This is a genomic window from Bacillus cereus group sp. MYBK108-1 (assembly GCF_051917185.1).
Classification (GTDB): domain Bacteria; phylum Bacillota; class Bacilli; order Bacillales; family Bacillaceae_G; genus Bacillus_A; species Bacillus_A cereus.
This window is the reverse complement of record NZ_JBQAHZ010000018.1, coordinates 45,470-60,547: the sequence shown is the minus strand read 5'-3', so window position 1 is coordinate 60,547 and position 15,078 is coordinate 45,470. Positions and strand designations below refer to the sequence as shown.

The following is a 15,078-nucleotide window of genomic DNA, read 5'->3' as shown; positions in this document are numbered from 1 at the left end:
AGTAGATGAAAGGAGAGCTTCATGTACTTAATAAATCAAAATGGCTGGATTGAAGTGATTTGCGGTAGTATGTTTTCTGGCAAGTCAGAAGAGCTAATCCGCCGTGTGCGCCGTACGCAATTTGCAAAACAACATGCAATTGTATTTAAACCATGTATTGATAATCGATATAGTGAAGAAGATGTTGTATCACATAACGGATTAAAGGTAAAAGCAGTTCCTGTTTCAGCTTCAAAGGATATATTTGAACATATTACAGAAGAGCTGGATGTTATTGCAATCGATGAGGTGCAATTTTTTGATGGGGACATTGTGGAAGTGGTGCAAGTATTGGCAAATCGTGGCTATCGTGTCATTGTAGCTGGTTTAGACCAAGATTTCCGTGGTCTACCATTTGGACAAGTTCCTCAGCTGATGGCGATTGCTGAACATGTGACAAAACTACAAGCGGTATGTTCTGTATGTGGATCTCCAGCAAGTCGTACACAACGATTAATTGATGGAGAACCAGCGGCATTTGATGATCCAATTATTTTAGTTGGAGCTTCAGAATCGTATGAACCACGTTGTCGTCATTGTCATGCAGTACCTGCAAACAAAGATAAGTAAAACTCGCTGCGCAAGGCGGGTTTTTTTCAAAATAGAGAGAATGAGCGGTGTGAGCCGCTTGCGCTTTTAAATATATCTAGTTCCGGTGGCTAGCTCTTCGCATCTAAGAACCTTCCGCCCGAAAGGTAAAAAGCACCTTTAGGTCGAAAGAACCTTAGTTGGTCAGAGCTGAAAGAGCCACTGCCACTTTTAAATATATTATCTAGCTCCAGCGGCTAGAATCTCCGGCCATTTCGCTCTCTCGCTCGAAGCAAAAAGCGCTTCAAGGTCGAGAGCTCCAATGGCCTGCAATTCTGAGCGAGCCGCTTGCGCTTTTAAATATAATTTGCGTTTTTTTGAGTAAGTACCATATACTATTTGTATTAGATACTAGGATGTAGAGGTGAATGATGTGTTAGATCGTTTGCAAGCTGTAGAAAATCGTTATGAGAAGTTAAATGAATTGTTAAGTGATCCAGCGATTATTAGTGATTCAAATAAGCTTCGTGAATATTCAAAGGAACAGTCTGATATACAGGAAACGGTAGAGGTGTATCGTGAGTATAAGGATGTTCGTGAGCAATTAAAAGATGCGAAAGCAATGTTAGAAGATAAGTTAGACGCAGAAATGCGTGAAATGGTAAAAGAAGAAGTTTCTGAGTTAGAATCACAAGATAAAACATTATCAGAGCGTCTGAAAATTTTACTTGTTCCAAAAGACCCTAATGATGATAAGAACGTTATCGTTGAGGTTCGTGGAGCTGCTGGTGGAGACGAGGCAGCTTTATTTGCTGGTGACTTATACCGTATGTATAGCCGTTACGCTGAGGTACAGGGCTGGAAAACGGAGATTATTGAGGCTAGCTATACAGAGTTAGGTGGATATAAAGAGATTATCTTTATGATTAATGGTAAAGGTGCTTTCGCGAAGCTGAAATTCGAGAATGGTGCTCACCGTGTACAACGTGTTCCTGAAACGGAATCTGGTGGACGTATTCATACATCTACAGCAACTGTAGCTGTATTACCAGAGGCAGAAGAAGTAGAAATTGATATTCATGAGAAAGATGTTCGTGTTGATACATTCGCTTCTAGTGGACCTGGTGGACAGAGCGTTAATACAACGATGTCAGCGGTGCGTTTAACGCATTTACCGACTGGTGTAGTTGTATCTTGTCAGGATGAGAAATCACAGATCAAGAATAAAGAAAAAGCGATGAAAGTATTACGCGCACGTGTTTATGATAAGTTTAGACAAGAAGCGCAAGCTGAGTATGATCAAAACCGTAAACAAGCTGTTGGTACGGGAGATCGTTCAGAGCGTATTCGTACGTATAACTTCCCGCAAAACCGTGTTACAGACCATCGAATCGGTTTAACGATTCAAAAGCTAGATCAAATCTTACAAGGTAAGTTAGATGATTTCATCAATGCCTTAGTGATGGAAGATCAGGCTCAAAAGATGGAGGCAGCGGAGTAATGCGTGTCTATGAAGCCCTGAAATGGGCTTCTTCTTTTTTACAGGAAAATGGACGAGATGAAAATGCGGGAGAAATTGTCCTTTGTCATGTATTAAAGGTGAACAGAACAGGATTACTTATGAATATGCGTGAAGAAATAACTGAGGAACAAGAGAAAAGCTTTACGGAGTTTATCCATAAGCATGTAGAAGGTATTCCTATTCAATATATGATTGGTTATGAAATGTTTTATGGACGGTCTTTCTTTGTGAATGAAGAAGTATTAATACCAAGGCCGGAAACAGAAGAGCTTATAGTGGGAGTATTAGAAAGAATCGAGCGCCATTTTGGTGATGAGAAACTACATGTAGCAGATATAGGTACAGGTAGTGGAGCGATTTCTATTACGCTTGCTTTAGAAAATAAAAATCTTCATGTGTATACAGTAGATATTGCACAAGAGTCGATTGAAGTTGCAAAAGAAAATGCAAAAGCTTTAGGTGCAGAAGTAACGTTCTATCACGGTGATTTATTGTCACCATTTCATAAAACGGGTCAAAAGCTAGATGTTGTTGTTTCAAATCCTCCATATATACCGGAAGAGGATTGGCGTGGTCTTTCTCCTGTTGTGAAAGAGCATGAGCCGAAGAGAGCACTTGTTGGTGGTGAAGACGGATTAGATTTCTATCGCCGTTTTATGGAAGAATTGCCGAATGTGTTGCAGAAGAAAGCGATTGTGGCGTTTGAAATTGGAGTAGGACAAGGTGAGGATGTAAAAAGATTGTTACAACAAGCTTTTCCACATGCTCATGTTGAGGTTGTTTTCGATATTAACGGAAAAGATCGTATGGTATTTGCAGAGATGGAGTAAGGTTCACACCTTACTCTATTTTTTTGTGGAAAAATTCATATAGATTTTGAATTTAATAGTTTAGAAAGATGAAAGTCTGTCCACACTGTTTGTAGAAGGGACGGTGGAGGAAATGAAAAAACAAGTTATTGCTTATCTTCTTATACTATTAATTGGTGCACAGTTACTTGTGCAGTTTGGATATATGAAAGCTGATGCGAAAGGGCCTTCAGTTATTCCGAAAGAGGCCGTTCGATTACGAATTTTAGCAAATAGTGATTCAGATAAAGACCAGGCATTAAAGCGTAAAGTGCGTGATGAAGTAAAAGCACAAATTGATGGATGGGTAGCGGATTTAACTTCATTTGAAGAGGCGCGCAAAGTAATTCAAAGTCATATTCCAGAAATCGAGAAAACGGTGGAAAATACGTTAAAAAGAGAAGGAAGTAAAGAATCATTTCAAGTGAAATTTAGTAAGAATGTAAAGTTTCCTACAAAGGTATATGGGAATTTTATTTATCCGGCAGGGGAATATGAAGCAGTCTTAATTACAATTGGGGAAGGTGAAGGGGCAAACTGGTGGTGTGTATTATTTCCACCGATGTGTTTCTTAGATTTTTCAAGTGGTACAGCTGTAAGGAAAGAAGAACATGTTGTGAAGGCTGAATCTCCTGAAGAGGAGCAAGTAAAACAAATAGATAATGAAGAAGTAGTAAATGTAGAAGAGAAAAAAGAGGATGAGGTAAAAGAAACGAAAGTTGTAAAGCGGGAAGCAGTAAAAAAAGTAACAGCTTCTGAAAAGAAAGTAGTGAAAAATGAAACAAAAGTCGAAGAGCAGCCTGTAAGTAAAGAAGAAACAAAAAATGTGGAAAAAGTGGAGAAATCTGTGGAGAAAAAACAAGAACAGCAAAATGAGTATGTAAAAGTAGAAGAGGAAGAAGAAAAGCCAGAAGTTAAATTGTTTATTGTAGAAGCTTTTACATCTTTATTCTCTAAATAGTACTATTAATAAATCCCTCCTCATATATAAAAATGAGGAGGGATTTATTATGAAGAAAGTGTATTTTGCTACGAAAGCAGATGTGGAAAGATTACATTCTTTTTTCGGACAAGCTAATAAAAAAGATGATAAAATAAATGAGTTGTACGCACAATTTATGATTTTGGAAGAGGCGGAAGAAATACGAGCTGTAATTGGTTATGAACAAAGTGGGGAAGATGTACTTATTCGTTCTTGTTTATTCACACCTCATGTGGATAAACAGACTTTCTTATATTTTTTTGAAATGTTTTTGCAGTATATGAAAGAAAAAAGTGTTCAACAATTGTACTTACTAACAAATCATCCACAATCTGTACCGATCTTTCAGTTCTTTGACTTTTTTACTATAGAAAAGGATGAGGTTCCAGAGGGAATTCAACAGCTAGAACATTTTTGTAAAAATATAAAAGAGCAGAATGCAATAATACTAAATTGTCAGCTATTCACAAAGTTATCCACGGATTAATTAGGTTTATCCACATTTTGTGGATAAACCTTGTTTGTCTTTTGGATAAATCTCATAGTAAACTAAAAATAGACAAGTATTTAAGGCTAGAAAAGGACGTGGAAAAAAATGCATACAAATATGTGGGTTGTGGATAATGTTGTGGAAAGAAAAAAATATTATCCACAGTTACAAGAAGCAGCAAAATTATTAAGAGAAAATGAGGCGGTTGCTTTCCCTACGGAAACAGTATATGGGTTAGGGGCAAACGCGATGGATGATGAAGCAATCGCGAAAATTTTCGAAGCGAAAGGAAGACCGAGTGATAATCCACTCATTGTCCACATAGGTACAAAATCTCAGTTAGATGGGATTGTGAAAGAAATTCCACCAGTTGCAGAGAAGTTAATGGCGCATTTTTGGCCAGGACCATTAACAATTATTTTGCCGAGAAAAGAAGGAATTTCAGAGAAGGTGACGGCAGGACTTAATACGGTTGGAGTAAGAATGCCTGATCATCCAATTGCACTTGCTCTTATTGAAGAGGCGAATGTACCTGTTGCGGCACCAAGTGCGAATCGTTCAGGGCGTCCAAGTCCAACATTAGCTTCTCACGTATATGAAGATTTGAATGGGAAGATTGCAGGTATTGTTGATGGTGGTGCAACTGGAGTAGGCGTTGAATCAACTGTAATTGATTGTACAAGCACGGTTCCAACAATATTACGTCCAGGTGGGATTACGAAAGAACAATTAGAAGCGGTGATAGGTACTGTTTCTTTAGATCCAGCTTTAAAGGATGAGAAGGAAAAACCGAAATCGCCTGGAATGAAATACACACATTATGCGCCGAAAGCACCACTTAGTATTGTCGAGGGCTCACGTGAGTTTATTCAGCATCTTGTGGATGAGAAAAAGAAAGAAGGATTTAAAGTAGGCGTATTAACGACAGAAGAGTATCAGCATGTATATAGTGCAGATGTTATATTATCTTGTGGTGTTAGAAGTGACTTAGCTAGCGTTGCGACTAAATTATATGATGTACTTAGAACATTTGATGCAAGTGAAGTGGATGTTATTTTTAGTGAGTCATTCCCTAATGAAGGAATAGGGAATGCAATTATGAATCGTTTAACGAAAGCGGCAGGACATCATATTATTATTGAATGATAAGGTAAGATTAGCAAACAGAATATTTCTCCTTGGATAAGCATATTGTGAAGTAGCACGTCCAAGGAGGGGCATGAATGACGTTTGAACAGCTAATACCTTTAATAATTATGGCATTCGCCTTAGGGATGGATGCGTTCTCGGTGAGTCTTGGTATGGGGATGATGCCCCTAAAGTTAAGACAAATCCTGTATATTGGTATGACGATAGGGATATTTCATATTATTATGCCGTTTATAGGAATGGTACTAGGTCGTTTTTTATCAGAGAAATATGGAGATATCGCACATTTTGCGGGTGCTATTTTATTAATCGGACTAGGGTTTTATATCGTATATTCGACCATTTTACAAAATGAAGAGACTAGAACTGCTCCTATTGGAATTAGTTTATTCGTATTTGCATTTGGCGTCAGTATAGATAGTTTCTCAGTAGGGCTTAGTCTTGGTATTTATGGGGCACAGACAATTATTACGATTTTACTTTTTGGATTTGTTAGCATGTTATTAGCGTGGATTGGTTTATTAATTGGGAGACATGCGAAAGATATGCTCGGTACATACGGTGAGATAGTAGGTGGTATCATTTTGGTTGGGTTTGGATTATATATCCTTTTTCCTATATAATTTTATGTAGGAGGGAATTATGAACAAGCTATTGGAATGGTATGTTAAATTTTTAACCTTCTTTCCTCGATGGCTAAGAAGACTTATAATTTGGGGTATTATTTTGCAAATTTCGATGTTAGGTTGGATTAAGTTAATTCGTGAATGGTGAGATAGTTCCTTTCTGTGAATATTTTGTTTGTACTATATTTATTACGCTAAAAATTACAGATATAGAAAGGATGAGATGAATGACGAGATTGAAGCAAGTTTTTGGTATTATTATTAGTTTTTTTGTTTTTTGGTTTAGTATGCTCGGTGTACAAATGTTTGCTGAGTTTTTAGATATTGAGTCATTGAAATTTGTTGCGGGAAAGACTGAGGCGGCGCGTGCCTTTTACTCTCCGTACCCGTTTTTAATTGTTTTTCTTATTACATTGCTTTCCCTATACTTCTTCGTAATTAAGCTAGGGAAGCCGAAAAAAGAGAAAATGCCTACTTTAGAGGAAAAGAAGGAAGAATTACAATGATAAAATCCCCTGCTAAAAAGCAGGGGATTTTATATTTGAGTGATGGGAGGAATCTAGCTGCCTCCGCTTTTAGATGTTATCCAGCTCCAGCTGCTAGAATGGTCGGTGGCTTCGCGTCTTCCTACGAGGTAAAAAGCACCTTTTGTGCGAGAGAACCTTAGCTGGTCAGAGCTAAACGGGCCACTTCCACTTTTAAACTGGCCTAACTAATTCAAATTGTTCTCCTAATTTTGCATAGTTGTGTCCTGCTAGGCGGCTTATTGGTTTGAGTCCTTCTGCGTGAATGCGCCCTTTTTCATATAGATGTTCGGCAACGTGGAAACGAACGACGCGTCCAATTAGTAGATCACAAGCTGGTGAGTCTTCCGTTCCGCCAAGTGGAATTGCACGTTCTAATACGCATTCCATTCGAATATTTGCTTCTTTTACACCTGGAACAGAGATGACTTCACTTTCGATTGGTGTTAGTTTTGCTAGTTCAATTTCACTTTCATTTGGCGGGAGGTTAGCTGCTGTTTCGTTAATTGCTGCTACATATGATTCGTCAGAAATATGTACGACAAATTCTCCTTTTTCAATTGCGTTTCGGGAAGTGTCCTTTCTTTCTCCTGCTTTTCGTTGTACAGATACTGAGATAAGTGGTGGATTAGCAGCGACAATATTGAAATAACTATATGGTGCTCCGTTTAGTACACCTTCTTTTGTTACAGAAGTAACGAATGCGACAGGACGAGGGATGATACTTCCGGTAAGTAATTTGTAATTATCTTTTTCAGTTTGTTCATTTGGATTAATGGATAACATGCTTGTAATCCCCTTTCTAAATATGAATACTTATTGTTTGTTTACAAGATAACGATGAGAAAATCCTGCTGGAAATAATATTTTGTTTCATAAAAAGAACTTACTTCAATTGTAATGAAGTAAGTTCTTTTTCAAGAATCTCAAATTTGAGATAAAAATTAAAGTAAAACGTATGCGCCAGGTCCGATTAAAGCTACACCAACAGCGACAGCGATTAACATTAAGTTATATTCATATCCGTTTTGTGTTACCCAGTAACCATTTTTTCCGTGAACAGTGAAGATAGCCATTAACATTGTTCCAACGATAAATAATGAACCAACTACAATGAAAATACCTGATGCGAATAAGAAACCACCTAGTAATTCAGTTGCGCCAGCCATAAATGCCATAAATACACCAGGACGTAAACCGATTGACTCCATCCAGCCACCTGTTCCTTTTAAACCGTAACCGCCGAACCAACCAAATAATTTTTGAGCGCCATGACCCATGAATGTAATTCCTATAATAAGACGAATAATAAGTAGACCGAAATCCATCATTTTAAAAACCTCCTAAAAGTTATTAACTTACCTTACGTAAGTAATAATAAAATAGTTACTTACTATAGTCAAGTGGATTTTGAAAAAAGTTTGAATTAAATTTTACAAATTAACAACAAAAAATAAAATGTAGTAAAGACCTCTAGACAAGTTGGGCAAAAAAAGAGAAAATATAAATAGAAGTTAACTTCTAATTGTTATTCAGACAATCAGAATTGACTGGAATTTTGTGAAGCGCTACAATAAGAGTCTATTAGTAATGACATAATTTATTTCGAAAGCGTTTTTACAGTATAATATTCGAAGTATGAAGTCTTACATGTATCCCGAGTTTTACTAGGGATTGCCCTATAAACTTTTAGGTAAATTATAAGGAGGACTATCCTATGTTTAAAAAATTATTCGGTCTTGGTTCAAAAACAAATGAAGAAACAATCGTAGCTCCATTAACTGGAGCAGTGAAAAATATTGAAGAAGTACCAGATCCAGTATTTGCTGGTCGTATGATGGGTGACGGTGTTGCAATTGATCCTACTGAAGGTGTAGTTGTATCTCCAGTTGATGGTGAAATCGTACAATTATTCCACACAAAACATGCTATCGGAATTAAAGCGAAAAACGGTACAGAAATTTTAATCCACGTTGGATTAGAAACTGTAAAAATGGAAGGTGAAGGTTTCGAAGCTCACGTTTCTGAAGGCCAAGCTGTAAAAGCTGGAGATAAATTAATCTCATTCGACTTAGAATTAATCCGTGAAAAAGCGAAAAGCACAATTACTCCAATTGTTATTACAAACACAGATGCAGCTGAGTCTATTAAGACAACTGTAGGCGTAGCAGCTACAAAAGGTTCAACAGAAGTAATGAAAGTTACAATGAAATAATTGCAATATAAGAGGAATCCGTTTCGTATGAAATGGATTCCTTATTTTTGTTGCGTGTTCAGTATGTATGTTAAAATACTCTAGGCACTTGGAAATAGGGTTTCACATATATGTGGATAAGGCGCATTTTTCTTAGAAAAAATATAAGAGAAATGCGCCTTTTGTATATTCACATTTCTTTTGTTCTATTCTAATGTAAGTTATGATGAATGATAAGAAATCGAATATAGGGGTGGGTTTGAATGAAACGAGTGTTATTTGTTTGTACTGGCAATACATGTCGTAGTCCAATGGCTGAGGCGTTGCTTCGTCATCACGGAGGAGATAAGTTTGAAGTGCAATCTGCTGGTGTTTTCGCCTATCCTGGGAGCGATGCATCGGTACATGCGAAGGAAGCTTTAGCTGAAAAAGGAATTTCAATTGATCATGCGGCGCAGCAAGTAAATGAAACTTTGCTTGATTGGGCTGATATTGTCGTAACGATGACAGAAAACCATAAGCAAATTGTACTTGGGCATTATCCGAGCGTTGAAAAGAAATTAAATACGTTATATGGATTAACTGAAGGTATAGGCAAGGACATTTCAGATCCATTTGGAGGCTCGCTTTCTATTTATAAAGAAACGTTAGATGAGATGGAAAAACTTGTACAAACTTTACTGAAAAAACATTCAGTAGGTTGATGTTTCGTGTATAATACGATATTGGAGATCACTTCTTCCTATATGAGGTAGCGAGTGTGAAATGAAGATAATTGATTGAAACTTTGGAGGGGTAAAAATGAAAGTAGTAATAGCATCTGATCACGGCGGTATGAATATCCGCAAAGAACTTGTAAGTTTATTAGAAGAGTTAAATATTGAATATATTGATTTAGGTTGTGAATGTGAAGCTGGTTCTGTTGATTACCCTGACTTTGCGTTTCCAGCAGCTGAAATGGTAGCGAATGGTGAAGTAGATCGTGGTATTTTAGTTTGTGGGACAGGCATTGGTATGTCAATCGCAGCAAACAAAGTAAATGGTATCCGTTGTGCGTTAGTTCATGATACTTTCAGCGCGAAAGCGACGAGAGAGCATAATGACACTAACATGCTAGCAATGGGCGAGCGTGTAATTGGTGCTGGTCTAGCGCGTGATATCGCGAAAATTTGGTTAACAACTGATTATGAAGGTGGTCGTCACGAAAACCGCGTAGGAAAAATTAAAACATACGAAACAAAGTAATAGATTCTAACTATCAGTAGTGTGAAATATAATTTGGTGAACCAATCTGTGAAAGGAAGAGGCGTAATGACAGAAATCGTAAAGGTAAGAGAACAGCTACAAATGTCGCTTTCTGATTTCCAAGAACAAGCTTCATTACAAAGCGGTCAAGTTTTTGTAGTGGGTTGTAGCACGAGCGAAGTGCTAGGCGAAAGAATTGGAACATCAGGAACGATGGAAGTAGCAGAGGCGATTTTCTCTGAGTTAAAACAATTTCAAGAGCAAACAGGTATTGAATTAGCGTTTCAATGTTGTGAGCATTTAAACCGTGCTTTAGTAGTTGAGAGAGAAGTAGCGATAAAATATCAATTTGAAATTGTAACAGTTACGCCTGTTAGATCAGCAGGTGGTGCATTGGGGACATACGCGTATCACAATTTGAAAGATCCGGTAGTAGTTGAGTTTATTAAAGCTGATGCAGGAATGGATATTGGTGATACATTTATCGGTATGCATTTAAAGCATGTAGCTGTTCCGGTTCGTACAAGTGTGAAGGAAATTGGAAGTGCGCATGTAACGATGGCCAAAACACGTGGAAAACTAATTGGTGGAGCACGTGCTGTCTATGCGGCAGTGGAAGAGACTACCACTTGCCGTTAAATATGAGAAATTAGGAAGTCATATAGTACCTGTTTATCATAAGATAAAAGGTATGTTGTCTGACTTTATAATAGAAGAAAGAAAAGACCGATTTTCGGTCTTTTTTTTCTTTTATGATATAGAAAGTCATGTTAGAATGTAGTTGAAAACATGAAGGTTCGAAAGAATTACAACCTGAATTTTCGTTTTTTCTGAATAAATAAGAAAAAACTGTTGGGAATCGATGTAATTCGTTCAGAAAAGGGGGATTTTGGTGGATCATTTAAAACGTCAAGATGAAAAGGTATTTGCTGCAATTGAGGCAGAACTAGGAAGACAGCGTTCAAAGATTGAGTTAATTGCTTCGGAAAACTTCGTAAGTGAAGCAGTAATGGAGGCACAAGGTTCTGTTTTAACGAATAAGTATGCTGAAGGATATCCTGGAAAACGTTACTATGGTGGCTGTGAACACGTAGACGTAGTAGAAGATATCGCACGTGATCGCGTGAAAGAAATTTTCGGCGCAGAGCACGTAAATGTTCAACCACACTCTGGTGCACAAGCGAACATGGCAGTATACTTCACGATTTTAGAGCAAGGCGATACAGTACTTGGTATGAACTTATCTCATGGTGGTCACTTAACACACGGAAGCCCTGTTAACTTCAGTGGAGTACAATATAATTTCGTAGAATATGGCGTGGATGCTGACTCTCACCGTATTAATTACGATGATGTATTAGCAAAAGCGAAAGAACATAAACCAAAATTAATCGTTGCAGGTGCAAGTGCATACCCTCGTGTTATCGATTTCAAGCGATTCCGTGAGATTGCAGATGAAGTGGGCGCTTATTTAATGGTTGATATGGCACATATCGCAGGTTTAGTAGCTGCTGGTTTACATCCAAATCCAGTACCACATGCACATTTCGTTACAACGACAACACATAAAACGTTACGTGGTCCGCGTGGTGGTATGATTTTATGTGAAGAGCAATTTGCAAAACAAATTGATAAATCAATCTTCCCTGGTATTCAAGGTGGTCCACTTATGCACGTAATCGCTGCAAAAGCTGTTGCATTTGGTGAAGCACTTCAAGATGATTTCAAAACATATGCACAAAATATCATTAACAATGCGAACCGCTTAGCTGAAGGTCTTCAAAAAGAAGGACTTACACTTGTTTCTAGCGGAACAGACAATCACTTAATCTTGATTGATGTTCGTAACTTAGAAATCACAGGTAAAGTAGCAGAGCACGTATTAGATGAAGTTGGTATTACAGTGAACAAAAATACAATTCCATTTGAAACAGCAAGCCCATTTGTAACAAGTGGTGTACGTATCGGTACAGCAGCTGTAACATCTCGTGGTTTCGGTTTAGAAGAAATGGATGAAATTGCGTCACTTATTGCTTATACATTAAAAAATCATGAAAATGAAGCTGCGTTAGAAGAAGTACGTAAGCGTGTAGAAGCGTTAACTAGCAAATTCCCAATGTATCCAAATCTATAATAGATTGAAGAAGACTGTCGAGACTTAATTGTTTTGGCGGTCTTTTTTTTTGGACATATATTATTTTTAAAGTATGTATACAAATGATGAATAAATTTTGGCGATATAATGAAGGATACAGCTCCCATAATTGGTAAAGATACTAGATAGATTCATTGTAAAATCATGATTTTGCCAAATTTGCCCTTGAATATTAGTAGCGTTTTCTTTACAATCGTAAATAGTGTAAAAAAGCGTGCAAACGCATGAATATCATCTAAAGGAGAGATTCACATGGGAAAACTGTATGTATTTGATCACCCGTTAATTCAACATAAGATTACATATATTCGCGATAAGAATACAGGTACGAAAGATTTTCGTGAATTAGTGGACGAAGTAGCAAGCTTAATGGCTTTCGAAATTACTCGCGACCTTCCACTTAAGGACATTGAAATTGAAACACCTGTAAGCAAAGCGACAACAAAAGTGATCGCTGGTAAAAAACTTGGTTTAATTCCGATTTTACGTGCAGGTTTAGGAATGGTTGATGGAATTCTGAAATTAATTCCAGCAGCAAAAGTAGGACACGTTGGTTTATACCGTGACCCTAAAACATTGCAACCGGTAGAATACTATGTGAAACTTCCAACGGATGTAGAAGAGCGTGACTTTATCGTACTAGATCCGATGCTAGCAACAGGTGGTTCTGCGGCTGAAGCAATTAACTCTCTGAAAAAGCGCGGTGCGAAACAAATTAAATTAATGTGTATCGTTGCAGCTCCAGAAGGGGTAAAAGTAGTACAAGAAGAACATCCTGATGTTGATATTTATGTAGCAGCATTAGATGAGAAATTAAATGACCACGGATATGTAGTACCAGGTCTTGGTGATGCTGGTGACCGTTTATTCGGAACGAAGTAAGACAACTGACGAGCAGGGGAGATTCCCCAGCTCGTCTTTTTTGCTGTAAGCAAGTAGGGGAGGGGGGAGAGGATAAATATACATCGTATATACAACATAAGTTGCATACACCTCACATATAATATAGAAGTCTTACGTCTGAGGAACACTATATTATGGAAGAAAAGCGTTATATCTCGAAAATATAATAGTGACAAACTTGTGAACATTTCCTTCTATTATAAAGAGAAAACTGTTAGAAATTGCATATATGTAACCAGTATTTAGAAGGGGAACGTTTTCATTTTTGGGAGGAAATGCCTAATACTCAAATTTTTAGATTTTTTACGATTTCTCGTTGACACTGTTAATACCCTATTGTATGCTAACAACGGGGATAGATGGTAGGGCTTTCAGTGACAAAATTACATCTATTCCGTGACGAAAATGTAAACTTTTTGTTTTGTATAGGATTTATGCAAAAAAATGAGTTATTATTAACACATCGTGAATGAGGGTTACATATTGGAGGGATGAATCCTTGCAAAAAAACGATCGCAGCCATATAAAAGCTTATGCTTTAATGTCAGGTATTCTTGCTCAATTAGTCGGTTCTATTCTTGTTGGAATCTTTGGTGGGCAGTGGATTGATAATAAGGTTGGAACGTTTCCGTTGTTTCTTATTATAGGGTTATTACTCGGACTAGGAACAGGGGTATACGCAATGATTCGACTCATTCGACATTACTATTCGGGAGAGCAATGATGATAGACGTACATGGACTTGTCCAAAGACAAAAGAAATATATGTACTACTTGCTTGCGCTTCTAGTGCTAGGATGGGGATTTACCTCTTACAAGGATGTATTTCTTGGACTGATTATCGGTACGATTTTCAGTTTTCTTAGTTTGCGCATCATTGCACGTAGAACAGACAAGCTGCTAGATCGCGTAACAAATGGAGAAAACGTGAAGTTCAAGGCAACAGCGGTAAGTACATATTCAAGATTCGCCACGATTGGGTTATTAATTTTATTTGCAGCCAAATATCAAGAGTTAATCGCGATGTGGGGCCTAGGTGTAGGATTGCTGACAGGATACCTTGTCATGATCATAGATTTTCTTTATTTAGAGTATAAGAGCAGGGAAGAGAGGTGAATTACTAGTGGAACACGGTAAATTAGTTGAATTTCTAGGTTTAACGTTCGATTTGTCATCAGTTATGATGGTTACTGTAGCAGCAGTTATTGTTTTCTTAATCGCTGTTATCGGAACTCGCAGCTTAGCTCTTCGCCCAACCGGGATGCAAAACTTCATGGAATGGGTGTTTGACTTCGTGAAAGGGATTATCAATAGTACGATGGACTGGAAAACAGGTGGACGTTTCTTAACGCTTGGCGTTACGCTTATCATGTTTATCATCGTATCGAACTTCCTTGGTTTACCATTCATGTATTCAGCAACTGAAGCTGGCGAACATATTGCATGGTGGAGATCACCAACGTCTGATCCAGCAGTTACATTAACATTAGCCGTGATGGTAGTTACCCTCACCCATTATTATGGAATTAAGATGAAGGGTACGAAAGAGTACGTAAAAGGTTATTTCCAACCTATGAAATTCTTATTCCCATTAAAGGTTATTGAGGAGTTTGCTAACACATTAACGTTAGGTCTTCGTTTATTTGGTAACATTTATGCAGGTGAGATCTTATTAGGATTACTTGCTAAGTTGGGCGGAGCATCAGTCCTTGGGGCATTAGGTGCGCTTGTACCAATGTTAGCATGGATGGGATTCAGTGTATTCGTTGGATCAATCCAAGCATTTATTTTCGTTATGTTAACGATGGTTTATATGGCTCATAAAGTAAGCCATGACCATTAATATAATTTAAGTAAGAAAAAATTTATTTTT

Annotated in this window: 21 protein-coding genes; 19 read left to right on the top strand and 2 right to left on the bottom strand. The window is 37.6% G+C overall.

What is annotated here, in order from left to right:
- The first annotated feature begins 21 nt into the window (after positions 1–21).
- The 9 genes from ACTFSL_RS21430 to ACTFSL_RS21390 all read left to right on the top strand — a co-directional run bounded on the left by ACTFSL_RS21430 (position 22) and on the right by ACTFSL_RS21390 (position 6,690).
- Complete coding sequence (locus ACTFSL_RS21430) at positions 22–609, top strand: thymidine kinase (RefSeq protein ID WP_000280859.1); 588 nt, start codon at positions 22–24, stop codon at positions 607–609.
- Between the two features lie 391 nt (positions 610–1,000).
- Positions 1,001–2,068, top strand: coding sequence for a peptide chain release factor 1 (gene prfA, locus ACTFSL_RS21425; RefSeq protein ID WP_000887064.1), 1,068 nt, complete (start codon positions 1,001–1,003; stop codon positions 2,066–2,068).
- Positions 2,068–2,919: a peptide chain release factor N(5)-glutamine methyltransferase gene (gene prmC / locus ACTFSL_RS21420; protein WP_001267065.1), complete on the top strand. Its 852-nt coding sequence runs from the start codon at positions 2,068–2,070 to the stop codon at positions 2,917–2,919. Before prfA ends, prmC begins: the two co-directional genes overlap by 1 nt.
- A gap of 112 nt (positions 2,920–3,031) precedes the next feature.
- On the top strand, positions 3,032–3,898 hold the full coding sequence (gene spoIIR / locus ACTFSL_RS21415) for a stage II sporulation protein R (protein WP_000745065.1): 867 nt from the start codon (positions 3,032–3,034) through the stop codon (positions 3,896–3,898).
- 49 nt (positions 3,899–3,947) lie between these two features.
- Entirely contained in the window at positions 3,948–4,406 is a 459-nt protein-coding gene (locus ACTFSL_RS21410) for a mechanosensitive ion channel protein (RefSeq protein ID WP_000758437.1), read from the top strand.
- A 108-nt stretch (positions 4,407–4,514) separates the two neighbouring features.
- Positions 4,515–5,555 (top strand): L-threonylcarbamoyladenylate synthase, encoded by a 1,041-nt coding sequence (locus tag ACTFSL_RS21405; protein ID WP_000557353.1) that lies wholly within the window; start codon positions 4,515–4,517, stop codon positions 5,553–5,555.
- Between the two features lie 77 nt (positions 5,556–5,632).
- Positions 5,633–6,181, top strand: a complete 549-nt coding sequence (locus ACTFSL_RS21400; protein WP_000142475.1) for a manganese efflux pump MntP — start codon at positions 5,633–5,635, stop codon at positions 6,179–6,181.
- 19 nt (positions 6,182–6,200) lie between these two features.
- Positions 6,201–6,332, top strand: coding sequence for a hypothetical protein (locus tag ACTFSL_RS21395; protein ID WP_001037634.1), 132 nt, complete (start codon positions 6,201–6,203; stop codon positions 6,330–6,332).
- A gap of 79 nt (positions 6,333–6,411) precedes the next feature.
- A complete protein-coding gene (locus tag ACTFSL_RS21390) occupies positions 6,412–6,690 on the top strand; it encodes a DUF3935 domain-containing protein (protein WP_000197472.1) in 279 nt (92 codons plus the stop codon).
- 192 nt (positions 6,691–6,882) lie between these two features.
- On the opposite strand, the gene ACTFSL_RS21385 is transcribed toward ACTFSL_RS21390, so the two are convergent.
- The gene (locus tag ACTFSL_RS21385; RefSeq protein WP_000949055.1) at positions 6,883–7,494 is read right to left on the bottom strand and encodes a flavin reductase family protein; all 612 of its coding nucleotides are present in this window, start codon (positions 7,492–7,494) and stop codon (positions 6,883–6,885) included.
- A gap of 158 nt (positions 7,495–7,652) precedes the next feature.
- Positions 7,653–8,039 (bottom strand): DoxX family protein, encoded by a 387-nt coding sequence (locus ACTFSL_RS21380; RefSeq protein WP_000968616.1) that lies wholly within the window; start codon positions 8,037–8,039, stop codon positions 7,653–7,655.
- Between the two features lie 386 nt (positions 8,040–8,425).
- Between ACTFSL_RS21380 and ACTFSL_RS21375 the strand changes: the two genes are divergently transcribed.
- From ACTFSL_RS21375 to atpB, 10 genes are all read left to right on the top strand, one after another.
- The gene (locus ACTFSL_RS21375) at positions 8,426–8,923 is read left to right on the top strand and encodes a PTS sugar transporter subunit IIA (RefSeq protein ID WP_000473665.1); all 498 of its coding nucleotides are present in this window, start codon (positions 8,426–8,428) and stop codon (positions 8,921–8,923) included.
- A 242-nt stretch (positions 8,924–9,165) separates the two neighbouring features.
- Entirely contained in the window at positions 9,166–9,606 is a 441-nt protein-coding gene (locus ACTFSL_RS21370; RefSeq protein WP_000832373.1) for a low molecular weight protein arginine phosphatase, read from the top strand.
- Between the two features lie 97 nt (positions 9,607–9,703).
- Positions 9,704–10,147 carry a ribose 5-phosphate isomerase B gene (gene rpiB, locus ACTFSL_RS21365; RefSeq protein WP_000869542.1) on the top strand — a complete coding sequence of 148 codons (444 nt, stop codon included), beginning with the start codon at positions 9,704–9,706 and terminating at the stop codon, positions 10,145–10,147.
- 66 nt (positions 10,148–10,213) lie between these two features.
- Positions 10,214–10,786 carry a TIGR01440 family protein gene (locus ACTFSL_RS21360; RefSeq protein WP_000136386.1) on the top strand — a complete coding sequence of 191 codons (573 nt, stop codon included), beginning with the start codon at positions 10,214–10,216 and terminating at the stop codon, positions 10,784–10,786.
- 253 nt (positions 10,787–11,039) lie between these two features.
- Positions 11,040–12,281 (top strand): serine hydroxymethyltransferase, encoded by a 1,242-nt coding sequence (gene glyA, locus ACTFSL_RS21355; protein WP_440042363.1) that lies wholly within the window; start codon positions 11,040–11,042, stop codon positions 12,279–12,281.
- Between the two features lie 273 nt (positions 12,282–12,554).
- Positions 12,555–13,184, top strand: a complete 630-nt coding sequence (gene upp / locus ACTFSL_RS21350) for a uracil phosphoribosyltransferase (protein ID WP_000517539.1) — start codon at positions 12,555–12,557, stop codon at positions 13,182–13,184.
- 380 nt (positions 13,185–13,564) lie between these two features.
- Positions 13,565–13,678, top strand: a complete 114-nt coding sequence (locus ACTFSL_RS21345; RefSeq protein ID WP_000232962.1) for a DUF4024 domain-containing protein — start codon at positions 13,565–13,567, stop codon at positions 13,676–13,678.
- A 26-nt stretch (positions 13,679–13,704) separates the two neighbouring features.
- Entirely contained in the window at positions 13,705–13,929 is a 225-nt protein-coding gene (locus tag ACTFSL_RS21340; protein ID WP_001171223.1) for an AtpZ/AtpI family protein, read from the top strand.
- Positions 13,929–14,321, top strand: coding sequence for an ATP synthase subunit I (locus ACTFSL_RS21335; RefSeq protein ID WP_000567600.1), 393 nt, complete (start codon positions 13,929–13,931; stop codon positions 14,319–14,321). The genes ACTFSL_RS21340 and ACTFSL_RS21335 overlap by 1 nt, the downstream gene beginning before the upstream one ends.
- A gap of 7 nt (positions 14,322–14,328) precedes the next feature.
- Complete coding sequence (gene atpB, locus ACTFSL_RS21330; protein ID WP_000399871.1) at positions 14,329–15,048, top strand: F0F1 ATP synthase subunit A; 720 nt, start codon at positions 14,329–14,331, stop codon at positions 15,046–15,048.
- Positions 15,049–15,078: the final 30 nt, after the last annotated feature.